The following is a 24,057-nucleotide window of genomic DNA, read 5'->3' on the forward strand; positions in this document are numbered from 1 at the left end:
TTGGCCTGTTGTTGCCCATACTCATGTATAATCATTATAGGCTTAATTTTATAACTGTCAATTTAATTATTTTTTTCACATTTTATTGATATTTATTTATCTTTTAACGATTATTATTTAACAATACATATTAACTTGCTTGTTAAAACTTTTAAATATATTATCTGTCTTTTATATCTGAATCAATCAAATACCGCTATCTGCTTTGATTAAATTTTTTCTATTAAATTCAATTAAAAGGTAGAAAAATGAATACTTCGATATGTTCTTAACGATTATAAGGTTCTGAATTGACAGGAGTTAGAAAATAGATGGTAGGTTACGATATATTTTTAACTAATCTAAACTGATTTGATCATGGTCTGCTTTCAATAACGCAAAAACAGGAAACCTCAAATTGAAGTTTCCTGTTTTTTGTAAGAAGCGGGTGATGGGAATCGAACCCACGTATCTAGCTTGGAAGGCTAGTGTTCTACCATTGAACTACACCCGCAAGGATTTCAGAAATATATTTCAAATGTGCTTCAAAAGCACAGTGCCCAAAGCCGGAATCGAACCAGCGACACGAGGATTTTCAGTCCTCTGCTCTACCAACTGAGCTATCTGGGCTTATTCTCCTGCAACATCAGTAATTTTACAAGATTTTACTCCAATTGTCAAGACAAGTTTTTAAAATTTTTGGAAAAAAATAAAAAATATTAACAGCTTATATCTTGACTATATTCTAATATTATCATATTATAAAATTATAATATAAAAGGAGATACATTATGTCCCTAAGCCACAGCATATTAGGTTTTTTATCTTATCAAAGCATGACCGGATACGATCTGGCCAAGGCATTTGGTTCATCTGTCCGGTTTTTCTGGTATGCACAGACCAGCCAGATCTACTTGGAGCTTAATAAACTGGAAAAGAAGGAGTTTGTCTCCTGCGAAATCATAATCCAGACAGAAAAGCCCAGCAAGAAATTATATTCCATAACACCAAAAGGAAAAGATGAATTTTTACACTGGCTGTCCCAGGAGAATGACGAATTATCCAAGGGCAGCAAAAATGCTTTTTTAATGAAAATTTTCTTTTCCGGCTGCAGACCCCCAAAAGAATGCATTGATATGCTGTCTGATTTTATTAACGACTGCAGTCAATATCAAAGTGAAATGCAGCAAATTCCTGGCAGCATCGGACAGTATGGTAATCTTGTAGAACCGGAACAAAAACTATACTGGGAACTTTCTGCAGATTTTGGTTACTGCTATATTAAAATGTGTATAGACTGGGCCAAACGGTCCATAAAAAAACTGGAGGAACTGGAATGAATGTCCTGATTATCAATGGAAGTCCCAAAGGTGCTAAAAGCAATTCCCTGAAACTGACAGAAGCATTCCTTCAGGGAATGAAGGAAACATCAACGATACAGACTGAAACCCTGACAGTTTCAAAGCTGGATATCAAACCATGTATCGGCTGCTTTCAATGTTGGAAGAAGACCCCTGGAAAATGCTGCATTTCGGATGACATGACAGTCGTTATAGAAAAAATTCTATCTGCTGATGTTTTAATATACAGCTTTCCTCTTTATTACTTTGGACTTCCTTCCCAGTTAAAGGCGTTGCTGGACAGGCAGCTGCCTATGGTCTTACCTTTCATGAAAAATGGCAATCACAGCGGCGCCCACCCCTCCCGGTATGATATGTCAGATAAGCGTTATGTATTAATCTCAACCTGCGGTTTTTATACAGCAGAAGGCAATTACGATGCCATTGACGCGCAGTTTTCTCATCACCTGGGTAAAAGTAGTTATGAATCTATATACTGCGGCCAGGGAGAGCTTTTTAGTGTACCTGAATTAAAAAATCGTACAGAGGAGTATTTAGAGTATGTACGTGCCGCAGGCAGAGAGTTTGCAGAAGGCAGTATCACCAAAGAAACCCGAAATCTGCTTTCTCAGTTTCTTTTTCCAAGAGATGTATTTGAACGTATGGCAGATGCCAGCTGGGGAATCGATCCACCGGATCAGAACAGAGTACAGGAAAAATCCCATCCAGCCATTACGTTTACCAGACAGATGGCCGCACTCTACCGAAAGGATTCCTGGAACGGAAAAGACCTTGTTTTGGAAATGCATTATACCGATGAAGATAAAACAGCCCAGTTGATCATGGGAAAAGACGGCTGTAAGGTTTTAACCCAGGACTTTCAGCCTTTTACCACCAGAATATCAACTCCTCTTTCTGTATGGATGAGCATTGCAAAAGGCGAGATTGACGGCCAGGCTGCATTAATGAAACATCTCTATCAGGTTGATGGCGATTTTCAGCTGATGCTTCACTGGGATGATTATCTGGGTTCTTCATCAAAAACCGAGGTACAACAGGTTGTTCCAGAAAAGAAAAGCAACATGACTCTTATGCTGCTGCCATGGTTTCCTCTTTGGTTTATCGGTATTACACAACCAGTCCTGGGGGGAATTCTTTCTATTTTGATCAGCACAGCCATACCTATCTTCTTTTTCCGGTATCAGCCCACTGTATTTGAAGTATTTTCAGGATTTACGACGGCATTTCTTGGAGTACTGGCCATATCAGGTTTTTCTCCCGTGGCTTTAGTGCCCGTATCCTATCTCTTATTCGGGCTCATGTGGTTTGTAACTGTATTTTTAGAAATTCCCCTGACCGCATACTATTCCATGAATGAATATGGAGGAAAATCTGCTTTAAAGAATCCTCTTTTCATAAAAACCAACCGGATTTTAACGGCTTGCTGGGGGATCCTGTATCTGGTTACTCCTTTGTGGACTTATTTATTTCTTATTTCAGATCATATAGCATCTTTAAGTGTCATAAACACGGCACTTCCTTTCCTGCTGGGCTGCTTTACCAAATGGTTCCAGAAATGGTATCCTGCCCATTACGCAGCCAGTAAAAAAGTCAAAAATTAATTGTAAAATTAATCATATTGTAATATAATACGAAAGCAGGGAATGAAGTTCTCCCTAAGGTAAAACCTTAAACCGCTTAATAAGCTGATGACTTCTGTGATGAAAACTCGCAGACGCATCAGCTTTTTTATTCGACTGTACAGAAGGAGAAAATGTATGTTATTATCACTTGCACTTGTATTTCTTATAGGAATGACTCTTGGTTCTCTCTTTGAAAAGTTAAAACTTCCAAGTCTTCTGGGAATGATTTTGACTGGAATGATACTGGGTCCTTATGCCCTCCGGCTTCTGGATTCCTCTCTCTTAGGCATATCTACGGAGCTTCGCCAGGTTGCACTGATTATTATACTGACCAGAGCAGGTTTAAATCTGGATATGAAAGATTTGAAAAAAGTGGGCCGCCCTGCCGTTTTAATGTGTTTTATACCTGCAAGCTGCGAGATTGCGGCAATGATCATTTTAGCCCCTATGTTTCTCGGTATCACGAGGCTTGAAGCAGCTATCATGGGTACCGTAGTGGCTGCAGTTTCACCCGCAGTTGTTGTCCCTAGAATGCTAAAGCTGATAGAGACAGGTTACGGAACCACAAAAAGCATTCCACAGATTATTATGGCAGGCGCTTCCGTTGATGATGTTTACGTAATCGTATTATTCACCGCCTTTACCGGACTTGCTGGTGGGAAGGCCATCACTCCGTCCGATTTCCTTACCATTCCCACCTCGATTGTATTTGGTCTTATAAGCGGTGCCGCTGCCGGTATAATTCTGTCTTCATTCTTTACCCGTATTCACTTAAGAGACAGCGTAAAGGTCTTACTGATTCTATCCATCTCTTTCCTTCTTGTGGCGTCGGAGCATCATTTGAAGGGAAACATCGGATTCTCTGGTCTTCTTGCAGTTATGGCACTGGGTGCTGTACTCAGGCAGAAAAAATACGAGTTATCCAGGCGTCTTTCCCTGAAGTTCTCTAAGCTCTGGGTTGCTGCTGAGGTTCTTCTATTTGTTCTGGTTGGAGCGACCGTAAATATACAATATGCGCTTAAAGCTGGATTAATGGCCGTAATTCTGATCTTTTGTGTGATTGTATTTCGTATGGCCGGTGTATTTCTCTGCCTGATAAAAACACCGTTAAACAAAAAAGAGCGGATTTTTACTGCATTCGCATATATGCCAAAAGCAACTGTACAGGCTGCAATAGGCGGACTCCCTCTGGCCATGGGACTTTCCTGTGGAGATATTGTTTTAACTGTGGCGGTTTTATCAATTCTGGTCACTGCCCCACTTGGTGCCTTTCTCATTGACCGGTCTTATAAAGTTTTGCTTGCGAAAAACCAATAGATAACAAATGCTGCACATAAAAACCGGATTTCTTTCCGTGTTTTTATGTGCAGCATTTGTTATCACAGACTAAAGAGAAGCCTTCAGCTGTTCCACGTTATTCTCTTCAAATTTTAACAGCCGATTCATTAATTCCACTATCTCTTTTTCAGCTTCTCCCTCATACTGACGGATTCTCTTGATACAATCAATAATACCGCGAACACTGCCAAGTATCAGCATCTCAGCCATATGGGAAGCACTTTTGTCAGTCATGGTCTTCATATCAATGGCTAAATAGGTCATGATCTTTTGAATCTGCCCTATTTCTTTTTCCTGGCACCCATTTTTATTTAACAGCTCCTTTGCCTCTTCATGAATTCCGGTATATTCCTTTAATTGTGCATGAAGCTGCTTTTTAAAATCCTCATTATCCGTCATTGGTAAAAGTTGGTGTAATGTTTCCACTCCCATTTGGGAATTCTGATAAATGAAATTAAGTAATTCTGCATCAGCACTCATACCTGCACCTCTTTTCTTTTTTATTAGTATGAGGCAAAAAAGAAGATTTTATGACAGGAGGAATACAATGATACAAAAACCGTTATTTTTTACCGATAAGAATCGAAACGTCATACTGGAAGCAATTCTTGGAACACCCAATGCAGCCATTCCGGACAGTTTAAAACCCTTTGAGGTCTTAGAACCCAATACTTCCGATGGGGCTGCGGAAAAGCATGCACCTGTACTGGAGACAAATGGCCTTCACGTCACCATCTCAGTGGGAAGCGTGCTGCACCCTATGACAGCAGAACACAGCATTACCTGTATTATGCTTGAGACAAACGCTGGATGTATGATGAGAATTCATTTAACACCTGATTGCCAACCAATCGCCCACTTCACTTTGGAAGAAGGAGACTCTCCTAAAGCGGCATATGCGTTATGTAATCTTCACGGCTTCTGGAAGACAGAGGCATAGAGGAACCTATTTGACACAGACTGCAGCATAGTTTATAATTTACTATAAACTACGAGATATGGGTATATGAGAAAATGACGTTGTAACCAAAAGTTATGGTCTGGGGGGGCTATCATATCAATACCGTAAATTAAAATGTGTTAAAACTCTTTTTATATTATAAGTGAAGATAACTCCTTACCTTAGCTTTTGAATTGTTTCTATTAATAGTTCAAAAATTAAAGGTAGGGAGTTTTTTTATTATAAAACAAGATAACCATACAAAAGTAAAAAAGGGGGATATATGAGAATATCAGGCTTTTACAATGGAAACCAAATGCGTAAATTAGAAATTCCTTCCTATACGATTGCTGGTAGAGATGAATCTCTGAGCAGACTCATTTATGAAGCACCATCCGAGAAGGACTCTTACACCAAGGAAGACGCACTGCTTAAACAATATATGAAGCAATACCGCACGGATGTAAAGATCGTGGACGGAACCATAATCAACAATTCGGATACACCGATTCGTCTTGTTATAAGAGATGATGTAACTGCTGACGAATTGAAAAACTACGCCCAATTTCTGTCTAAAGCAGAAAAAACAAAGGATATAGACTGGTTTGGTTTAAAAAATGATTTAAGTAATATGGAAACCGGGCTGCACAACGCAGATAAACTAAATAACAAGGTGGATTACCTGACTTCAAGATATGCCTATTTAAAAGATTACATACAAAATTCCTTTACCGGAACTGAACAGGAACAAAATCTGGCTCAACTGGAAAATATCTATCAGAAATCAAAAGAAACACTTGCCAGCTCATACTCCGATGCTGTTGGCAGCTTTTATGAATCCTTTGGTTCCAGTGATGAAAAGGAAAAGATGTATCAAAGCATGCTGTCAGGAATTGACAAACGCGTTTCAGAGTATGAAGACATTTTAAAAAATGGCGGCGATTACTCTGATATTAAAAATCCGGACGAGGAATGGCTGAGAACAGATGATTCCTATATGGCTGCCAGACTCCGGGACTATGCTTCAACCCAAAACGTTGAATTAAGTACTCCAGACAATCCTCGTAACATAAACAGCACCTATTCTCTCCGTGATCTTGCTGTCGCAGGAATCTTTGCAGCAGAAAGTTCCCAGCAGTACAATTCTATTGAAATGAATCAGTTTCCGGATGACGAAATACGGATTGGCCTGGATCTGGCACTTCAGACAATGAAGACCGATTCCTTAATAAAAAAAACGGGTATTGGGACAGATATGTCAGCCCTTATAAAAAATACGGCTCATGTCTATATGAATCAATACTTAAACCGACTTAATGAGAACCTGGCCAACGCTGCCGCCAGTTACAACGTACCAGGTGCCAAGCGGTCATTGGATCTTGATGCTGTGAACAGCATCTATGGTTATACCCTGGATCAATATCAGGACAGCGACGATATAAAAGCGTCATTTCAAAAGGGGGCTGAACGGGCAAAAAGTGATTTTTACAGCCAATATAGCAATAAAGGAGGTTCTTATTCCGAGAAAATTCATTGGGACCAGTTTTTTAATGTTCCCCAATATGCAACCAATGCAAAAGAGCTTTCTTATTACGAAAAATATAATGTTCTTATTGACCGTTTTACAGACAGTTTAAAAACTGGAACTACCGGGAGTATTGAACTGCTTTTTGCTCCAGGGGGCAGAACTCTGACGGAACGGTTTTCTTATTCTGCAGTCGATCTCTATATTTAATAGAAAAAACAGATTGAATCAGACTTCTTACTGGTCTGATTCAATCTGTTTTTCTTTATCATTTACACGAAAATGAGACACCTCTGTCTGAAGAGCCTGCGCCTGGCCTGCCAGCCGTTCACTGGAGAGTGAGCTTTCCCTTGCTGTCTCCATATTGGATTGAACAACTTCTGACACGGTTAAAAGGCTCTGACTGATCTGTTCCATTACCTGTACCTGATCCATAGATGAGGCTTCTATCTCCCTGATTACTTCTTCTGTCATTCCTGCCTGTCCTGCAATTTCCTTTAAGATCCGGTCGGTATTTTCAGCCAGAAGTCTGCCTTTTGAAACTGCATTTACCGATTGTTCCACCAGCCCTTTGGTTTCCTTTGCCGCATCTGCTGATTTTGCAGCCAGGTTACGAACCTCGCCTGCAACGACTGCGAACCCTTTTCCTGCTGCCCCTGCACGCCCCGCTTCCACCGCAGCATTCAAAGCAAGTATATTGGTCTGGAACGCAATATCTTCAATCAGCTTTGTAATTCGGGTGATTTTTCTGGATGTCAGATCCACCTCTTCCATGGCCTGATTTAAATTGTGCATATGTAAATTACCTTCATCCACTTTTATTCCGGATTCAGTTACATAAGCGGAAGCCTTCTTTACATACTCCGCATTTTTAACCGATTGCCGGAAAACACCATCCATGGCAGTCTGCAGTTCCTCTATGGCACCTGCCTGTTCAGAGGACCGTTTTGCAAGTTCCTGCGCTCCATCCCAAACCTGACCTGCTCCCTCAGTCACCTCATCTGCTGACGCATTAATACGATTCATGGTCTCTCTCAGGCGAAAAGCAATCGTCTCCATGGATGTCCGTATTCCGTTAAATTCTCCGGGGTACTCGCAGCTGCTTTCTGCCTGCAAATTACCACAGGATAGTTCATGAAGAAACCGGGATATATCTGAGATAATGTCTTTATATTTTCCCGCCATCTCATTAACCTTCTGTACAATCTGTCCAATCTCGTCCCTTCGCTGCACAGACAATTCCAGGTTTAGATCGCCTCCTGACAAACGTTCAATTGCTTCTGCCGCCTGTCCAATGGGCTTTGTAATCCTGTTTGCAATATGCAGCATTGCAAGTCCTGCAAGCAGCATGGATACAATTCCAAGAATCAGGGAACCCAGCATGGAAACGGTAACCCCTGACATAAACTCCACTTCCTTTGCTGTCACATTAACAGACCAGCCGTTTGTATCTGCTATGGGAGTATATGCACCGATTTTTCTCTCTCCTTTTATCTTAAAAAAGCGAAAGCCTGCATCTCCTTTTATCATGGAACGCTCCAGACTGGCCGCTTCCCCATATGCTTTTGGATCCTTATTTGCATCTTCCATATCATTTTGCCCGGCTAAAACAAGGGAGAGATCTTCATGTGCCATTTTCCTACCTTCCCGGTTGATCATATAAGTACTTCCAGTATCACCAAGCTTGGTGTCTTTTATGATGCCATCGAATACCGAGTAAGGAAATTCAAGCACAACTACAATATCTCCATAAGGATAAATATATTCATACGAAACATTTCCTTCTTTTACAATTGGATCAGATAATGAACCTTTTTCATCTACCGCCTGCATAAATGCCGGATCCTCAGCATAAGAATCCCCGTTTACAATTGAAACTCCGTCCTTAGAAAGAATATCAATCTTATTGAGACCATACTGAGAACTTGACATGTTTAAAAACAAACCAATATTTCCACCCCGTGCTGCATTTCCTTTTTGATAAAGTGCAATAGATTCTGCAATGACTGAATACTCTTTTAACTGCTGGGTGATTTTTTCTGATACCAGCTCTGATGTCTCCTTCAGACACTTGTTTAAGGTTCTGCGGTTCAAATCGTAAGAAAGGTATACGGAACCTGCGGATAATATTAATACGATACAGATAATACAGCCCATGGTAAACAAGATCAACTCTCTATTTACTCCTGTCTGATGTCTTTTCATTCCTGCTGTCCTCCGTTATAAACGTGTAGTTCTATTCCATTTTGGAAAGAGACAGGATCATTATAACGGATAATATTCTGATTAGCATAGACACTTTACCTATGTTTTACAATTTTTACCAACTATTTACACAATTTCCATATATCACATACAACCGCTGACTACTCAGTCGTTACATCTGTGTTACTCAGCCATAAAATTGCTACCACTGCAGAAATTATTAAATAAAACAGGCTGCCTGCCATAAACTGTACCTGACTGCATGCCATAGAACCACCCGGGCTGTTAGCTCTCATACCCAGGCTCAACAGTGTATAGGGATAAAATGCACCGACTCCTTTGGAAAGAGCCCCAATTCCCAGTATTCCTCCCGCCATTGCAATCCCTACCGGTACAGCAAAACTTCTGATTATAAGAGAAATGCTAAGCTGAATTCCACAGATAACGATTCCCCCTATTGCTCCATACACCAGCCATTCAGTTAATTCTGGTGGAACCGGACCTGACAGTCCTGACATTTTACCTGAGAGAATAAACAAAACCCCTACCCATAGCTGAGTCATTATTACCATTGCAGATGCCATAATAAGCTTTGCAAGATATAAATGCAGCGCAGACACAGGCAGCGTCATCACACAATTCCAGTTATGATTGGTGTGTTCCAGCCGAAAAAGGTAAGAACAATACACAGCAATTGTTGCAGGCAAAAAGAAGTAGCAGGTAAACAGCGTGTGCTGAGTCCACAGACTGTACCACCCATCTCTTAAAATCTCAATATTTTGCAGATAATTAAATGTTCCCATAAACGCAGGAAGAACAGGCAAAATAAAGAAAGCCAGCCATACAGGACTCCTCCTCAGCTTCATTTGTTCTCCACGAATTACATTCCACAGCATCAGCTCAACGCTCCTTTCTTGTAAAGCACCGGCGTCCGGTGAAATAGATCACTGCAAACAATCCCATAAGCAGCCAGAAACTGCTCCAGTCCACAGGAATATACTGCAAATCTGCTATCCTGGTCTCGCTGTCCCAGTTCATTCTTACCGGTGTTAAAACTCCGTAATAACTCCATAAAACCACTTTTTGTATATTCTGGGGCAGAAATAAACTGAACAGCCCCGCAAAACTTCCTGTGATACCAATAACAAAAGAAACCATCTGATTGGCAAACAATAGGGAAAACACCTGTTGAATCGCTAAGATAACAACAGTGACCGAAATTGTTATAATAAAATAATAAAGCAGAAAACCTGGAGGAAATGGTTCCGTAAATCCTGCTGCTTTACCCAGAATGATAATAAAGATTGTCTGGACCGCCCCTACTGCCACCATATACATGGAGGCGCAGATAAATTTCGCATCAAATAAGGTCCCCGCCGGCATGACTGTCAGGAGTAGCTTAAAAGTCTGTCCCTTATGCTCCAGATCACAGATTTTTGATGCCGTTATTGCTGCAATCATGGGCATCATGATGGTATTTAACACGGAAAAATGGTACAGGCACTGCATATATCCCTGGGACAGCTTTTTTGCATCCATATTCCGAAATGCCCACAACCCCCAAAGACACTGCACTCCAAGCAGCGCCAGAATAATAACCCAGACTTTTCTCCTGCGTATTTTATAAAATTCAAGAAGTATTCCTTTCATCAAAGCTTCACCACCATTCCTGTTAATTCCAAAAATATATCCTCTAATGTTTTCTTCCGTTCCTCTATGCGTACAACTCCAATATCTTCTTTTAAAAATCTCATAAAATACCCTGCCAGCTGATTATCGTTTAATTTAGGAATCAGCAGGTAGCCTTCCTGTTCCTGATACGCAATTCCCTGGCTGCTTAATACAGTTCCAGCCGCCAGATTATCCAGCGTACGAATTGCAATACGGCTTTCACTTCTGTCATGAAGTACGGAAAGCCGATCCTGAAAAACCAGTTCTCCTCTTGATATAACACCAATATGTCCTGCCATCTGATCAATTTCGCTTAACAAATGACTGGAAACCATTACTGTTATACCAAAGGATTTGGGAAGGGAGCAAATCAGTTCCCTTATTTCCTGGATTCCAGCCGGATCAAGCCCATTGGTGGGCTCATCTAAAATCAGAAGCCTTGGATTACCAAGCAATGCCCCGGCAAGGCCAAGTCTTTGCTTCATTCCCAGAGAGTATTGACCCGCTTTTTTGTTTTTTTGGTCCTCCAGACGGACAAACTTCAGTACCCGGTCAATTTCACTGTCCGGCAGTTCTTTTAAGGTACTGATAATTTTTAAATTTTCTTTTCCCGTCAAATGGGCATAGAAGCTTGGGGCTTCAATAAGAGAACCCGTTTCTTTTAAAATAGCAAGGCGGTTTCTCCGATTCACCTGTTTATCAAATACAGTAATGGTTCCCCTGGTGGGCTTCGCCAGCCCCAGTATCATCTTCATGGTTGTTGATTTTCCTGCTCCATTTGGTCCAAGAAACCCGTAAATTACTCCCTCTGGTACGGAAAGATCTAAATCCTTTACTCCCATAGCAGCTCCATATTGTTTACAAAGACCACTGGTGGTAATAATATTTGCCATAATGTTAATCTCCTCTGTTTATTATGATCTCAGTCTAACAATACTGCCTTACACCAGCCTGTAGGTGACCTTACATTTACCTTAAACATTTATTTTTTTGATCAATTTGTTAATAATTCGGGTTATAATGATAGCTATAAAAACAGAAAGGAACAAATGCAATGAATGATATCTTTGACTGTAAACTGCTTCTTGTTGATGACGAACCAGAGCTTCGCAGAATGGTTGGAAGCATGTTAAGACAAAGCGGTTTTAAAAAGGTCATTTCTGCAGCAGATTGCAGCCATGCTCGTCTGCTGTTTACTTCTGAAAAACCAGATGGAGTAATTCTGGACGTTTCTCTTCCAGACGGCGATGGTTTTTCCCTGATGCGTGAATTCCGCTCAATTTCTGCGGCTCCGGTTTTGTTTCTTTCTGCCAGAGATGAAGATGAGGACCGCCTTCTGGGACTGGGGCTGGGTGCAGATGATTATATTACCAAACCATTTCTGCCAAGGGAACTGATCTTGCGGCTGCATGCAGTCTTAAACCGTACCTATTTTCCAGTTGTGCTAAACCAAAAGGAGAAGCCTGTCTTTTATCTAGGAAAAACAATGATAGATTTTAACAGTGGCTCTATTACTTCTGAGAAAGGAACATTCACACTTACAGCAAAGGAGTATGCACTCCTTGAGAAATTATTTGATAATAAAGAGAAGATTGTGACGGGAGACAGCCTCTGCCTTGCAGCATGGGATGACCCTCTCTATGGGTATGAAAATACACTTATGGTCCACATTCGGCGTTTGCGCGAAAAAATAGAGTTGGAACCTTCCGACCCTGAATTTTTAATTACCGTCCGTGGACTGGGTTATAAACTGGTGGGGGTGACATCATCTTGAAAAGCTTAATAAAAATCTTATCCAGATATGTGCTTTCAGCTGCGGCTACAGCCATACTTCTGCTTATTATCAACTTTACAGTACTGACTGTCTGGCTGTTTCAATCCGCCAGTGAATACGGAAAAAACTATACCGTTGCACAGATGGCGGAAGAATTAACGGAATCTGATGGAATGTATTCACTTTCTGAATCCGTTTCCAGCGAGCTTAAGGATAAACAGCAGTGGGCTATGCTGATAGATGAGAAAGGCGCCGTTGCATGGGGTACAAATCTGCCTTCTGATGTGCCACTTAATTATAAGCTGACTGACGTGGCAGGGTTATCCCGCTGGTACTTAAAAGACTATCCAGTTAAGGTCTGGCAGCATGAAAACGGACTTTTTGTAGTTGGAAGCCCTAAAAACAGTATGTGGAAAATTGGTCTGGAACTCCCGATGAAATTAGTGAACAATTCAGAAATCCTCATACCTACGCTATTAATTCTGAATCTTATTACCGCTGTATTACTTGCCCTGCTCTTCGGTTACCGGCTGTTTTTAGCTTTAAAAAAACTGACCACAGGCATTGAGGACTTAGCTCGAATGCAACCCGTTGCATTACCGGTTCAGGGGATTCTGGGAGATCTGGCTACGGGTATTAATCATGCATCAGCCCAGCTGATCCGGCAGGAGTCCGCCCTGAACAAACGGGATAACGCCCGAACTACATGGATTGCGGGCATATCCCATGACATCCGGACTCCCCTATCTATAATTATGGGGTATGCAGGCCAGATGGAAGAAGACAATACTCTTAATAAGAAACAGCAGGAACTTGCTGTTACAATACGGATTCAATGCCAGAAGATAAAAGCTTTAATCAATGATCTGAATCTGGCCTCCAAGCTGGAATATGACATGCAGCCCATACGAAAAGAAGAATTTCTGCTTGCACCTCTTATCCGCAGTATTGTTGCAGAACTGTTAAACGGCAATTGTTCTCCCAGACATACGCTGAGTTTATCCATTGATGAGAATGCACAGAATATTTCTATAATTGGGGACAGCCAACTGATAAAGCGGGCCATTACCAATATAATCCTAAACAGTATAAGACATAACCCAGATGGCTGTGATATTACAATCCAGCTGAACGCGGAATCTGGGACGTCATCCCTTTCCGTTACAGATAATGGAACCGGATTTCCAGTACAGACGCTGAAACGTCTCAATCATCCCAGGGAACCAATGGAACTGGATAATCACGGATTGGGGTTAACCATTGTCCGCCAGATCATGAAAGCTCATAACGGCACAGCCTCCTTTACCAACCTTACAGGCAGCGGCTGCCGGGTGATCCTTGCTCTGCCGGAAAAACCATAGGAGCTTATATAAAAAAAGCAGAGATTATCTTAAACGATGTTTAACTGTTTAAAATAGCTTCTGCTTTTTTAATTTTAATTGCTGTCAGGGACAAGTTTCGCATATACGTCAATAATATTTTCAACTTCCTCATCTGTTGCAGTATCACTCAATGGTATGAAATCAAAACTACTTTTTTTGTACTGCTCTTTCAAACTATACTGTATATTATTACCTCTTTTATGCAACCACACAACAACATCACTGGCTATGTATACCACTTCATCTATGCACCCGGATTCCTGCGCTACCAGAGTATACCCGACGCATTTCTGTAGAGTAAACCATGCAAATACTTGCCGTAATCTATCATCTGAATCCATTTGCCTGAATCGGTTATACTCCAATGTAACGTTATACATTACATCAATGTTATCTTTATAATCGCCTAGAGATGCAGTGTTCATAATGAACTTTTTCGTATTATACGCAGCTTCATAATCATTTTTATCGTAAAGACTCTTTGCTTTGTTTACCAACGAATACTGCCATCCTATAAATGCAAAAATTGCTATAGCCAGAACAATTATCATTGCACCAATTTGTTGTTTCATAGTAAATTTCTTTGATTTAGAAATTTTTGCTGATGGATCATCCTTACTTACTTCATATAAATTTTCACTTACATCCTCTCGTTTTGTTCCACAATGAGAACAAAACATGCCATCTTCCGATAGTTCCTGCCCACAATTTTTGCAATACATTTCTACTCATCCCTCTTTTATTTTCTTCTAATTATACATAAGAAATCCATTAATTACCATAACTTTCATTTTTATTGTTTATTAATGCTATCTAAAAATTGGTCAAATATCTGATAGAACTCTTCCCTTTCTGCCAGATGCACATTATGGTTTGTGTTACTCATCGTATAAACAGTTCCATCTTTTAGACATGCTTCCATTTCCTTAAAATCCTGTTTAGTCACACATCCTTCTCCTGCCGACTTTATAAGTAATGTTTTGCATGTAATCAAGGAAAGCAGATCCATCCAGTTATAATTATTTGCCCGATATGCGGCTAACGCCTGCTTTGAAAACCAAAAGTGATATCCGGATTTATCTTCATATAAACTATTAATGAAATATTCTGTCTCCAGCTCAGAGCCTGAGGACATTCTTATACACTCCAAAGCTTCTCTTCTTGTGTCAAATGTTTCGCGCCAATCCTTTGTAAAGGCATCATAATCTTTCACCTGACTAGATAAAATGGGAATGTGCTTTTCAGGCCCTTTTGCCGTTTTATCCAGAATGGCTGCTGCCTTAACCTTGTTTTGATACGTGGCCGCAAGATATCCCACAATACCTCCCCCCATGGAATGCCCCACAAGAATTGCATGTTCTATGCCAAGCATCTCCATCAGTTCCCTGACATCTTCTCCCATTTCATCTATGGTATAATATCCATCCGGTTTACTGCTTCGTCCATGCCCTCTTAAATCCGGCGCAATTACTCTGTATCGATCCGCGTAATGGACAATAAAATCACTCCATGTTTCCGCTCTGCCATACATTCCATGCATACAGATAATCACCGGTTTTTCTTCCTTTGTATCATAATAAAATAATTCTGCTTCGCTTAAACTGGCTGTTTCCCTAAAAATTTTTCCCATACGTCTTTCCCCTTTTAATTAGTTTTATATAAAACTATTAGAATAAAAAAATACAATTACCCGCAGAAACTATGCAGAAATTATATTTTTAAATAGCGCTAAAATTCTTGTTAATTTTTTCCAGGGATTTCATCAAAGCTTCCCTCTCCTCTTTAGGGATATCTCTATATACAGTTTCATATAGATTCTTTGAAATATCCTCAAACATCGGTTTTAGATCCAACCCCTTTTGCGTAAGGGAAAGATAGGTTATCCGGTTATCTCCCGCATCCCGTTCCTTTTTTACATACCCTAGACGGACCAGTTTCTCTGCAAGCACAGTCACAGTTGATTTATCTTTTTTAATGGAACCCGCCAGATCCTTCATCGTAATTTTTTCTGTATTGAGTAATGTAAAAATAATATCTCCATGGGACGGTGCCAATTCACAGACTCCATAATCCGCCATTTTTCCAATAATAAATTTATTTGCCTGCGCCCTTATTTTGGACAGCACTGATATAATGTCTTGTTCTCTCATAGTTCTATAATAGTTTTATATAAAAGTATTGTCAAGCAAAAATTTTATTGTATTAAAAAAAGCTGCTGTACCCAAAAGTACAACAGCCTTTTTCCTATGCCGGCGACCGGAATCGAACCGGTACGGGCGATTAGGCCCGCAGGATTTTAAGTCCTGTGCGTCTGCCAGTTCCGCCACGCCGGCAACAACTGAATACAATGCTTACGCACTGCACAACATAAAGATTATACAAAATCATATCTTACTTGTCAACTATTTTCGATTTTATTTCATCCTGAAAAAGGAAATTAAAAAGATTGAATTTATCAATAATAGTAATTGTTTTTATTTTAACGATATGATATAATAAAAAAAAATCCACTAAGGAGGGTATTTTATGGAACGCATCGTAGTAATCGGAGCAAACCATGCAGGAACTGCTGCAATTAACACAATTTTAGATAATTATAAAGATAAAGAAGTAACTATATTTGATTCCAATAATAATATCAGTTTTTTAGGCTGCGGTATGGCTTTATGGATCGGAAACCAGATCACATCACCAGATGGGCTGTTTTATTGCAGCAAAGAGATTTTTGAACAGAAAGGTGCAAAAGTTTATTTAGAGACCATTGTTTATCATGTTGATTTTGATAAGAAGGTGGTATTTGCAACAGGAAAAGATGGTCAGAGTTATCAGCAGCCTTATGACAAGCTAATTATTGCCTCCGGATCACTTCCCATCTCTCCAAACATTGAAGGTACAGATCTTGCTAATGTACAGTTCGTTAAATTATATCAGAACGCCAAGGAAGTTATTGAGAAACTTCACGAATCCATGATCCGCAATGTTGTGGTAGTGGGTGCCGGTTACATCGGCGTGGAACTGGCGGAAGCATTTAACCGGATTGGCAAGAAGGTCACTTTAATTGATAACATGAGCACCTGTCTGTCAGGTTATTACGACCGTGAATTTACAGATATTATGTCTAAGAATCTGGAGAGCCACGGAATTAAGCTGGCCTATGAAGAGACTGTAACCAGCCTGAAAGGCAACGGTAAAGTAGAAAAGGTTGTAACAGATAAAAATGAATATGCAGCGGATATGGTAGTCCTGGGAATTGGCTTTAAGCCTAACAGCCAGCTGGGCAAAGATACTCTTAAACTGTTTAAGAATGGTGCCTATCTGGTTGACAGACACCAGCAGACAAGTATACCTGACGTTTATGCCATCGGAGACTGTGCTACTGTATTCGATAATTCCATTCAGGCTACCAACTATATTGCGCTTGCTACCAATGCGGTCCGCTCCGGTATCGTAGCAGCTCATAATGCCTGCGGCACTCCTCTTGAATCCATCGGTGTTCAGGGCTCCAATGGTATCTGCATCTGGGATCTGAAGATGGTATCTACCGGAATTTCGTTGGAAAAGGCTAAAAAACTGGGTTATGATGCGGCTGCAGCTGATTATGAAGATACACAGAAGCCTGCATTCATACAGCATGATAATTATAAAGTCAAAATCAGGATTGTATATGATAAAAAGACACGGATTGTCTTAGGTGCACAGATGTGTTCCGAATACGATATCTCCATGGCAATTCACATGTTCTCACTTGCCATTCAGGAGCAGGTAACCATTGATCGGTTAAAGCTGACAGATATCTTTTTCCTTCCACATTTTAATAAACCATACAATTACTTTACCATGGCAGCCCTTCAGGCAGAATAATCTAAGGATATAAAAAAGACGGTATGTCCACTGGAACACACCGTCTTTTTTATATCGCTCTTTTTTTAATGGGCGGAGAAGGATTCGAACCTTCGAAATCGTCGATAACAGATTTACAGTCTGCCCCCTTTGGCCACTCGGGAATCCGCCCATGCTTTATGATCAAGCGAGTGTTATTTTAACATAGACAAGTCAAAAAATCAAGGTATTTTTTAAAAAATTCTAATAAAAATGTACAACTTAGTCTCTGTCTCCCACCAGCAAAACTGAACTGAACGGCGGCATTGAAACCCTTACACAGCCATGTTCAACTGCAAATGAGATCTTACCTACATTATAACCACTCTCATACGTCAGCATAACCCGGGACATCGTCTCACCATCCTTCATACCAAGCTGCCAGACCGGTATGGAAACTTCCTGCTCACTTATATGATTACTCACTGCAACCGCACAGATACAATTATTGAAAAACCGCCCGTACGCAATCAGGTGATCTCCTGCAAGAAGGGATTTTAATGAACCAACGCGCAGTGCAGGAAGACTTCGATGCAGCTCAGTCATATATCTGTGAAATTCAATCAGTTCCAGATTTTCATTTCCCCACGGATAAGTTCTACGATTATCCGGATCGGTCCATCCGCAGACACCAGCCTCATCTCCGTAATAAATGGCAGGTGCTCCCGGCCAGGTCATCTGAATCATCACACCTTCCCGGAATATGCCATAGCTGATCCCTTGGGAAGCAGCCTCAGGTCCTTCCGTTGAGGTACGGCCTGTCTTTCCATTGGTTCTTGTAAGAAACCTGGAATGATCATGGTTGGAGAGCTGATTCATGGCGGTTAACAGTGATCCTGACATCATGCGGCTCATATGGTAATTCATGGAGTGAAAGAATGTCTCACCATCTCCCAATAGCTTTAAATTTTTCTCATCGCTATGTTTTTCCATGCCGGTTAAAAACCAGGAGACAGGCTCCATAAATGCATCATAATTCATCACAGTATCCCATTCGTCCCCCTGGAGCCAGCCAGATGGATCTCCGTAATGCTCCGCCAGGACAATGGCATTGGGATTTGCTGCTTTAACCGCTTTTCGAAAGTCCTTCCAGAACTTATGATTAAACTGGCTGCTGTGGCCTAAGTCCGCTGCCACATCAAGACGCCAGCCATCGGCGTTATAAGGCTCAGAAACCCATTTGGCGGCTATATCCAGGATATAACGGCAAAGGGTCTTAGACCCCTCATAATTAAGCTTTGGCAGAGTGGAATGTCCCCACCAGCCATCGTAAGAATCATTGTATGGCCATTTTGAATCAAAAAACTTAAAAAAAGACTGGTAAGGACTGTTTTCAGATTCAAATGCTCCCGGCTCATAGTTCCCTGACAGTTCATAGATCCGTTCTCCGTCTAACCACTTGTGAAAAGAACCACAGTGATTGAATACACCGTCCAGAATCACTTTCATGCCACGTTTATGGACTTCTCCCACAAATCTGGCAAAAAACTCATTGCTGGCCTTTAAATTTTCCCGATCCGTAGTGCGGATCATATATCTGGTAGCACTGCGGTTATCAGAAGCTTCGGGCGTCAGCGCCTCTCCTTCATCCTTAACAATCACACCGTAATGGGGATCTATATAATCATAATCCTGACAATCATACTTGTGATTGGAAGGAGAAACAAATATGGGATTTAAATAAATGACTTCAACCCCTAGATTTTCAAGGTAATCAAGCTTATCCCAGACCCCCTGTAAATCTCCGCCATAAAAGCAGCCCACATCAAACTGATCCGGGTATTTATTCCAGTCATCCACTGCCATAACTCTTTGTCCGATGTAGATATATTCATCTCTTACCACATCGTTGGAGTGATCCCCATTGTAAAAACGATCCACGAAAATCTGGTACATCACAGCGCCCTTCGCCCAGTCAGGTGTGGAAAATCCCGGTACGATGGTAAACCAGCCCGTATCCGGATACTGCCAGACAGGACCGAGACGGCTGTAATAGCACACCTCATCTCCCTTTGTTACTGAGAAACAATATTGGATGGGGCAGTCTCCCACCTTCAGCCTGTATTCATAATAATCAAACATATCGTCTGAGTCTGTTTTAATCATGGCAAAACCGGACTGACTTCCGACCTCAATATAATTTACAGAATCTGCATTATTTGCTGCCGTTCGGAAAAGAAGAACTACTTCATCTCCTTCCTCAGGTTCCGAAGGAAACCGGAAGCTTTCAGTTTCATCGGTGAATAATGCATCTAAATTTAACGCCTCTGCCTGGAAGCACATAGATTCTTCATATCCTTTCCCATCTATCTATTACCATTTTATCTGATTGGATTCAATTACACAACCCCGCCTTTTTCCAAATTGCAATAAAAAACGGTCAGCGGGGTAGCTGACCGTTTTTCGGAGAAGGTATTTCGTTTCTTATGGGGTGTAGCAAAAACTATATAATGTATTGGGGGGGTTTACGTTTATTAATATACCACGCCTGAGGAAATAAGTGTGCACAAACATCAATTTTTTATCAATATTTTTTTATGCATTTTTTCACCCATTCTCCACAGGCAACAAAAAAGCGCAGATTCGCAGGCAAAAACTTAGATATTTTACCGGATCTCTGCGCTTTTATCTCAAATCAAAGTTCAGTCATCAGACTTCTGCTTCAGCAGGAAACAGGCTTTCAAATTCTTTCTGGCCTATCTTCTCCTTTTCCATCAGCAGCTTACAGCAGGCATGAAGGACATCTTCATGTTTTAAAATGATTTCCTTCGCCTTCTCATAGCATTCATCAATGATTCGCTTCACTTCATTATCAATGGTATTGGCAACCTGGCCTCCATAATTCTTGGTATGAGCCAGATCCCTTCCGATGAATACCTCATCGCCATCATTATCATAATTGATCATTCCAACCTGATCAGACATTCCATACTGGGTTACCATAGCCCTGGCAAGAGCTGTTGCCTGCTTGATATCCTGGGAAGCACCTGTAGTAATGTCGCCGAAGATAATCTCCTCTGCGATCCTTCCGCCCAGATCCACCATAATATCCTGCAGCATCTTGCCTTTCGTGTTAAACATATGATCACTTTCCGGAAGAGGCATGGTATAACCGGCGGCACTGACTCCCGTAGGTATGATGGATATGGTATGAACCGGTCCCTCATCCGGAAGCAGGTGGAAAAGGATTGCATGCCCTGCTTCGTGGTAGGCCGTAATCTTCTTTTCTTTTTCCGTAATAACCTTGCTTTTCTTTTCTGCACCGATTCCCACCTTTACAAAGGCTTTATCGATATCAGACTGATTAATATATTTTTTCCCATGCCTTGCTGCATAAATAGCAGCTTCATTCATCAGGTTCTCTAAATCAGCCCCTGTGAATCCGGCTGTGGTCTGAGCGATTCTTCTTAAGTCCACATCTTCCGCGAGAGGTTTCTCCTTGGAATGAACCATTAAGATCTCTTCTCTTCCCTTCACATCCGGTCTCCCTACGCTGACCTTACGGTCGAAACGTCCGGGTCTTAAAATAGCCGGGTCTAAAATATCCACACGGTTGGTAGCTGCCATTACGATGATTCCTTCATTGATTCCAAAACCGTCCATCTCAACGAGAAGCTGGTTTAATGTCTGCTCTCTTTCATCATGGCCGCCGCCCATTCCGGTTCCTCTTCGGCGTGCAACTGCATCGATCTCATCGATAAAGATGATACACGGTGCGTGCTTCTTTCCCTCTTCAAACAAATCTCTGACACGGGATGCACCAACGCCCACAAACATCTCAACGAAATCCGAACCGGAAATCGAGAAGAACGGTACGCCTGCTTCTCCAGCTACTGCTTTAGCAAGAAGGGTTTTTCCTGTTCCGGGAGGTCCTACCAAAAGAATTCCCTTGGGAATTCGGGCTCCCACGCCGGTATATTTTTGAGGATTCTTTAAGAAGTCCACAACTTCCTCCAGTTCCTCTTTCTCCTCTTCCAGTCCGGCTACCTTGCTGAAGTTTATTTTATTGGCATCCTTTGCAAGATGGGCACGGCTTCTTCCAAAATTCATCATCTTGGCATTGGCGCTGCCGGCTCCGGCTCTGGCATTCATTAACATAAACAGAAAAACCAGGGCTACTGCCGTTAAAATAATGGGTAAGGTTATGACAAGAAAAAGATTCTCTTTCTGGACTGCATCCACTGTGTAGGTAATTCCATTCCGGTCCAGAAGATCCTGGATCTCAATCACATTGGATACATTGGCCTGCTTTAATGAATTGTCAGTCATGACCATCTCGATTCTGCCGGTTGGCGGCGGATCGTTCTGTCTGACTGTCGCTGAGGTTATGGTCCCATTGTCAATCGCCTGCATGAGTTCCTGGTTTGTAATGATTCCGCTCTTTTGGGGCAGTCTGCTGGCAAATAATAGCATTATAGCCAGAAGGAGCAGGAATCCCAAGCCTTTAAATGGTTGCTGTTGTTTCAACATGCTGCCTCCTTATTGCTGTTCTATCACTCCAATATATGGCAAATTTCTGTATATCTGATCGTAGTCAAGACCATAACCGATGATAAACTCATCCGGTACGGTAAAGCAGGTATATTTTACTTCAACCTGTTTCTTCACCCGTCGTTCCGGTTTATCAAGCAGGGTACATAACTCAACACTGTTTGGATTTCTCTGTTTCAGCACCTCGATTAAGTAAGAAAGAGTATTGCCGGAATCAATGATATCCTCCACAATCAATACGTCCTTGCCTTCAATTGGGTCATCCAAATCTTTGATGATTTTCACGATTCCGCTTGATACGGTTCCGGATCCATAGCTGGAAACAGACATGAAGTCCATGGTTAACGGCAAACTAATCCGTTTTGCCAGTTCGCAGGTAAAGAAAACGCCTCCCTTTAAAATGCAAATCAGGTGAAGAGGTTTTCCCTCATAGTCCCTGCTGATCTCTTCTGCTACTTCTTTAATTCTTGTTGCTATCTCTTCCTCTGATAACATTACACGTATCTTGTCATCCATTAACTTTTCCTCCGTCTAGCTGCATTTGTATTACTGTATGGGTATCATCTGTTATCTTATAGTATTCACTAATCCGGTATCCGATTACCCATAGGACATGGGAACCTTCCGTTACGAGCGGAATTTTTCCACGTTCTTCTTTGGGAATCTTGGAATCGATCAGATAAGACTTTAAAGTCTTTCTTCCGCCCCCGGCCAGCGTCATGTAATCTCCGGTTTCCCGATACCTCACAGAAAGTGCACATTTGATTTTATCATAATCAAACCATTTCGTATACCCGTTTTTGGGAATTTCCATGCCTTTTTTGTAGGAAAATACAGAAAAATCAACATTTGGGAGAGAAAGTTCCAGGTGGTTATCCACCGGATCTTCGACATTTTTCTTTTTTATCCACATTTGTTTCCCGGTTCTGACTGCAATCAGTCCTCCGGGAAGGTCAATCTGCCTGCCTGCAGGACCAAAAAGAAGCGCTGCCGCGCTTTCCACATGAATCATGGTAATGTCTTTCATGGACTGATTGACGCCCTTAATCATCTGGCGGATTACATAACCCCTTATAATGTCATCCTCGTTTAAGAGTATTTCAGTTCCGATTCCCCACTGATAAACGGTTCCGTCTTTGTCTTTTTTTATTTCCCCATAATTCGTCAGAAGGCTGTCTGCCTGTTTTTCCAGATAGGCATCTGCTTTGGCCGCCATTGACCCTGCATGGATAATGTTCTCCCCCGCCCTTGCATTAAGCTGCTCCTTAATCTGGGGAAGGATGACTTTCCTGATCCGGTTTCTGGCATATTCGGTTTCGTTGTTGGTGGAATCCTCACAATAAGATATCCCATTTTCGCTGAGATATGCAAGAATTTCCTCTCTTCCTACACAGAGCAGAGGCCGCACAATCCGGTCTCTTAATGGCCGCATTCCACCCAGTCCCTTTAATCCGGTGCCCCGGAATAAATTGTACAGTATGGTCTCAGCCTGATCATCACCGTGATGAGCCACCGCAATCTTCGTTCCATCAAATAACTGTCTTTCTTCTTCAAAAATCTTATATCTTAAATGCCTTCCTGCTTCCTCCACAGACATTCCATGCTCTTTTGCATAGCCTGCTGCGTCTACATGGGCGCAGGAAAAGGGCACTCCCAGTTTTTCTGAGAGTTCCCCGGCATAGTTACTGTCTCTGTCCGCTTCTTCTCCTCTTAATCCATGATGAACATGCACTGTCTTTAAAGCCAGATCAAACTCCTGCTTCATTTCGTTTAAAACTACAAGAAGACAGACAGAATCGGCCCCACCGGATAATGCCACAATTACGCGGTCACCCCGGTCAAACAGCTGGTTCCGTCTGACATAGTCTAAAATCGTTTTGTACATTCAGC

At 41.4% G+C, this 24,057-nt stretch carries 20 protein-coding genes, 4 tRNA genes and 1 riboswitch; of the genes, 8 read left to right on the forward strand and 16 right to left on the reverse strand.

All coding sequences use genetic code 11. The annotated features are described in order from the left end of the window. Positions 1–422: 422 nt before the first annotated feature. Both ACOAOT_RS20190 and ACOAOT_RS20195 read right to left on the reverse strand, forming a co-directional pair. Positions 423–493, reverse strand: a tRNA-Gly gene (locus tag ACOAOT_RS20190). A 43-nt stretch (positions 494–536) separates the two neighbouring features. Next, a tRNA-Phe gene (locus tag ACOAOT_RS20195) sits at positions 537–609 on the reverse strand. Between the two features lie 161 nt (positions 610–770). Here ACOAOT_RS20195 and ACOAOT_RS20200 point away from each other — a divergent pair. The 3 genes from ACOAOT_RS20200 to ACOAOT_RS20210 all read left to right on the forward strand — a co-directional run bounded on the left by ACOAOT_RS20200 (position 771) and on the right by ACOAOT_RS20210 (position 4,279). Continuing rightward, entirely contained in the window at positions 771–1,319 is a 549-nt protein-coding gene (locus tag ACOAOT_RS20200; RefSeq protein ID WP_420218613.1) for a PadR family transcriptional regulator, read from the forward strand. Beyond that, entirely contained in the window at positions 1,316–2,941 is a 1,626-nt protein-coding gene (locus ACOAOT_RS20205; RefSeq protein ID WP_420218614.1) for an NAD(P)H-dependent oxidoreductase, read from the forward strand. Before ACOAOT_RS20200 ends, ACOAOT_RS20205 begins: the two co-directional genes overlap by 4 nt. Before the next feature lie 29 nt (positions 2,942–2,970). Next, positions 2,971–3,045: riboswitch (Fluoride riboswitch) on the forward strand. A 52-nt stretch (positions 3,046–3,097) separates the two neighbouring features. Beyond that, positions 3,098–4,279: a cation:proton antiporter gene (locus tag ACOAOT_RS20210; RefSeq protein WP_420218615.1), complete on the forward strand. Its 1,182-nt coding sequence runs from the start codon at positions 3,098–3,100 to the stop codon at positions 4,277–4,279. A gap of 69 nt (positions 4,280–4,348) precedes the next feature. Here ACOAOT_RS20210 and ACOAOT_RS20215 read toward each other — a convergent pair whose 3' ends face one another. Next, positions 4,349–4,780 (reverse strand): hypothetical protein, encoded by a 432-nt coding sequence (locus tag ACOAOT_RS20215; RefSeq protein ID WP_420218616.1) that lies wholly within the window; start codon positions 4,778–4,780, stop codon positions 4,349–4,351. Between the two features lie 67 nt (positions 4,781–4,847). Between ACOAOT_RS20215 and ACOAOT_RS20220 the strand changes: the two genes are divergently transcribed. Continuing rightward, positions 4,848–5,240, forward strand: a complete 393-nt coding sequence (locus tag ACOAOT_RS20220; RefSeq protein WP_420218617.1) for a desulfoferrodoxin family protein — start codon at positions 4,848–4,850, stop codon at positions 5,238–5,240. A 283-nt stretch (positions 5,241–5,523) separates the two neighbouring features. Further along, positions 5,524–6,975, forward strand: coding sequence for a hypothetical protein (locus ACOAOT_RS20225; RefSeq protein WP_420218618.1), 1,452 nt, complete (start codon positions 5,524–5,526; stop codon positions 6,973–6,975). Between the two features lie 27 nt (positions 6,976–7,002). Here ACOAOT_RS20225 and ACOAOT_RS20230 read toward each other — a convergent pair whose 3' ends face one another. From ACOAOT_RS20230 to ACOAOT_RS20245, 4 genes are all read right to left on the reverse strand, one after another. Next, entirely contained in the window at positions 7,003–8,970 is a 1,968-nt protein-coding gene (locus ACOAOT_RS20230) for a methyl-accepting chemotaxis protein (RefSeq protein WP_420218619.1), read from the reverse strand. A 161-nt stretch (positions 8,971–9,131) separates the two neighbouring features. Further along, a complete protein-coding gene (locus ACOAOT_RS20235) occupies positions 9,132–9,866 on the reverse strand; it encodes an ABC transporter permease (protein WP_420218620.1) in 735 nt (244 codons plus the stop codon). A 4-nt stretch (positions 9,867–9,870) separates the two neighbouring features. Then, positions 9,871–10,620, reverse strand: a complete 750-nt coding sequence (locus ACOAOT_RS20240) for an ABC transporter permease (protein WP_420219459.1) — start codon at positions 10,618–10,620, stop codon at positions 9,871–9,873. Then, positions 10,620–11,534: an ABC transporter ATP-binding protein gene (locus ACOAOT_RS20245; protein WP_420218621.1), complete on the reverse strand. Its 915-nt coding sequence runs from the start codon at positions 11,532–11,534 to the stop codon at positions 10,620–10,622. Before ACOAOT_RS20245 ends, ACOAOT_RS20240 begins: the two co-directional genes overlap by 1 nt. A 161-nt stretch (positions 11,535–11,695) precedes the next feature. Here ACOAOT_RS20245 and ACOAOT_RS20250 point away from each other — a divergent pair, with 161 nt between their 5' ends. Together ACOAOT_RS20250 and ACOAOT_RS20255 are read left to right on the forward strand one after the other, a co-directional pair. Continuing rightward, positions 11,696–12,415: a response regulator transcription factor gene (locus tag ACOAOT_RS20250; protein ID WP_420218622.1), complete on the forward strand. Its 720-nt coding sequence runs from the start codon at positions 11,696–11,698 to the stop codon at positions 12,413–12,415. Continuing rightward, entirely contained in the window at positions 12,412–13,776 is a 1,365-nt protein-coding gene (locus tag ACOAOT_RS20255) for a sensor histidine kinase (RefSeq protein WP_420218623.1), read from the forward strand. The genes ACOAOT_RS20250 and ACOAOT_RS20255 overlap by 4 nt, the downstream gene beginning before the upstream one ends. A gap of 74 nt (positions 13,777–13,850) precedes the next feature. On the opposite strand, the gene ACOAOT_RS20260 is transcribed toward ACOAOT_RS20255, so the two are convergent. From ACOAOT_RS20260 to ACOAOT_RS20275, 4 genes are all read right to left on the reverse strand, one after another. Continuing rightward, positions 13,851–14,519: a zinc-ribbon domain-containing protein gene (locus ACOAOT_RS20260; protein WP_420218624.1), complete on the reverse strand. Its 669-nt coding sequence runs from the start codon at positions 14,517–14,519 to the stop codon at positions 13,851–13,853. Between the two features lie 71 nt (positions 14,520–14,590). After that, positions 14,591–15,427 carry an alpha/beta fold hydrolase gene (locus tag ACOAOT_RS20265; RefSeq protein ID WP_420218625.1) on the reverse strand — a complete coding sequence of 279 codons (837 nt, stop codon included), beginning with the start codon at positions 15,425–15,427 and terminating at the stop codon, positions 14,591–14,593. An 88-nt stretch (positions 15,428–15,515) separates the two neighbouring features. Next, positions 15,516–15,923 (reverse strand): MarR family winged helix-turn-helix transcriptional regulator, encoded by a 408-nt coding sequence (locus ACOAOT_RS20270; protein ID WP_420218626.1) that lies wholly within the window; start codon positions 15,921–15,923, stop codon positions 15,516–15,518. Between the two features lie 121 nt (positions 15,924–16,044). After that, positions 16,045–16,130 (reverse strand) — tRNA-Leu (locus ACOAOT_RS20275). Between the two features lie 193 nt (positions 16,131–16,323). Between ACOAOT_RS20275 and nox the strand changes: the two genes are divergently transcribed. After that, a complete protein-coding gene (gene nox, locus ACOAOT_RS20280; RefSeq protein ID WP_420218627.1) occupies positions 16,324–17,658 on the forward strand; it encodes a H2O-forming NADH oxidase in 1,335 nt (444 codons plus the stop codon). A 69-nt stretch (positions 17,659–17,727) separates the two neighbouring features. On the opposite strand, the gene ACOAOT_RS20285 is transcribed toward nox, so the two are convergent. From ACOAOT_RS20285 to tilS, 5 genes are all read right to left on the reverse strand, one after another. Then, positions 17,728–17,809, reverse strand: a tRNA-Tyr gene (locus ACOAOT_RS20285). An 89-nt stretch (positions 17,810–17,898) separates the two neighbouring features. Next, positions 17,899–19,959, reverse strand: a complete 2,061-nt coding sequence (locus ACOAOT_RS20290; RefSeq protein WP_420218629.1) for a glycoside hydrolase family 13 protein — start codon at positions 19,957–19,959, stop codon at positions 17,899–17,901. A gap of 366 nt (positions 19,960–20,325) precedes the next feature. Beyond that, positions 20,326–22,143, reverse strand: coding sequence for an ATP-dependent zinc metalloprotease FtsH (gene ftsH / locus ACOAOT_RS20295; RefSeq protein ID WP_170821665.1), 1,818 nt, complete (start codon positions 22,141–22,143; stop codon positions 20,326–20,328). A 12-nt stretch (positions 22,144–22,155) separates the two neighbouring features. Next, positions 22,156–22,683 carry a hypoxanthine phosphoribosyltransferase gene (hpt, locus tag ACOAOT_RS20300; protein WP_104433552.1) on the reverse strand — a complete coding sequence of 176 codons (528 nt, stop codon included), beginning with the start codon at positions 22,681–22,683 and terminating at the stop codon, positions 22,156–22,158. Further along, positions 22,676–24,052: a tRNA lysidine(34) synthetase TilS gene (gene tilS, locus ACOAOT_RS20305; protein WP_420218630.1), complete on the reverse strand. Its 1,377-nt coding sequence runs from the start codon at positions 24,050–24,052 to the stop codon at positions 22,676–22,678. Before tilS ends, hpt begins: the two co-directional genes overlap by 8 nt. Positions 24,053–24,057 lie beyond the last annotated feature (5 nt).

It is taken from the genome of Lacrimispora struthionigena, assembly GCF_048627165.1.
Classification (GTDB): Bacteria; Bacillota; Clostridia; order Lachnospirales; family Lachnospiraceae; genus Lacrimispora.

What these genes read in the sequence shown, in the direction of transcription:
- ACOAOT_RS20250 (WP_420218622.1), top strand. Translation starts at nt 11,696, where the DNA reads ATGAATGATATCTTTGACTGTAAACTGCTTCTTGTTGATGACGAACCA.
- tilS (WP_420218630.1), bottom strand. Translation starts at nt 24,052, where the DNA reads ATGTACAAAACGATTTTAGACTATGTCAGACGGAACCAGCTGTTTGAC.
- ACOAOT_RS20260 (WP_420218624.1), bottom strand. Translation starts at nt 14,519, where the DNA reads ATGTATTGCAAAAATTGTGGGCAGGAACTATCGGAAGATGGCATGTTT.
- ACOAOT_RS20215 (WP_420218616.1), bottom strand. Translation starts at nt 4,780, where the DNA reads ATGAGTGCTGATGCAGAATTACTTAATTTCATTTATCAGAATTCCCAA.
- ACOAOT_RS20200 (WP_420218613.1), top strand. Translation starts at nt 771, where the DNA reads ATGTCCCTAAGCCACAGCATATTAGGTTTTTTATCTTATCAAAGCATG.
- ACOAOT_RS20290 (WP_420218629.1), bottom strand. Translation starts at nt 19,959, where the DNA reads ATGTGCTTCCAGGCAGAGGCGTTAAATTTAGATGCATTATTCACCGAT.
- ACOAOT_RS20235 (WP_420218620.1), bottom strand. Translation starts at nt 9,866, where the DNA reads ATGCTGTGGAATGTAATTCGTGGAGAACAAATGAAGCTGAGGAGGAGT.
- ACOAOT_RS20220 (WP_420218617.1), top strand. Translation starts at nt 4,848, where the DNA reads ATGATACAAAAACCGTTATTTTTTACCGATAAGAATCGAAACGTCATA.
- nox (WP_420218627.1), top strand. Translation starts at nt 16,324, where the DNA reads ATGGAACGCATCGTAGTAATCGGAGCAAACCATGCAGGAACTGCTGCA.
- ACOAOT_RS20230 (WP_420218619.1), bottom strand. Translation starts at nt 8,970, where the DNA reads ATGAAAAGACATCAGACAGGAGTAAATAGAGAGTTGATCTTGTTTACC.
- ACOAOT_RS20225 (WP_420218618.1), top strand. Translation starts at nt 5,524, where the DNA reads ATGAGAATATCAGGCTTTTACAATGGAAACCAAATGCGTAAATTAGAA.
- ACOAOT_RS20205 (WP_420218614.1), top strand. Translation starts at nt 1,316, where the DNA reads ATGAATGTCCTGATTATCAATGGAAGTCCCAAAGGTGCTAAAAGCAAT.
- ACOAOT_RS20265 (WP_420218625.1), bottom strand. Translation starts at nt 15,427, where the DNA reads ATGGGAAAAATTTTTAGGGAAACAGCCAGTTTAAGCGAAGCAGAATTA.
- ACOAOT_RS20240 (WP_420219459.1), bottom strand. Translation starts at nt 10,620, where the DNA reads ATGAAAGGAATACTTCTTGAATTTTATAAAATACGCAGGAGAAAAGTC.
- ACOAOT_RS20210 (WP_420218615.1), top strand. Translation starts at nt 3,098, where the DNA reads ATGTTATTATCACTTGCACTTGTATTTCTTATAGGAATGACTCTTGGT.
- ACOAOT_RS20245 (WP_420218621.1), bottom strand. Translation starts at nt 11,534, where the DNA reads ATGGCAAATATTATTACCACCAGTGGTCTTTGTAAACAATATGGAGCT.
- hpt (WP_104433552.1), bottom strand. Translation starts at nt 22,683, where the DNA reads ATGGATGACAAGATACGTGTAATGTTATCAGAGGAAGAGATAGCAACA.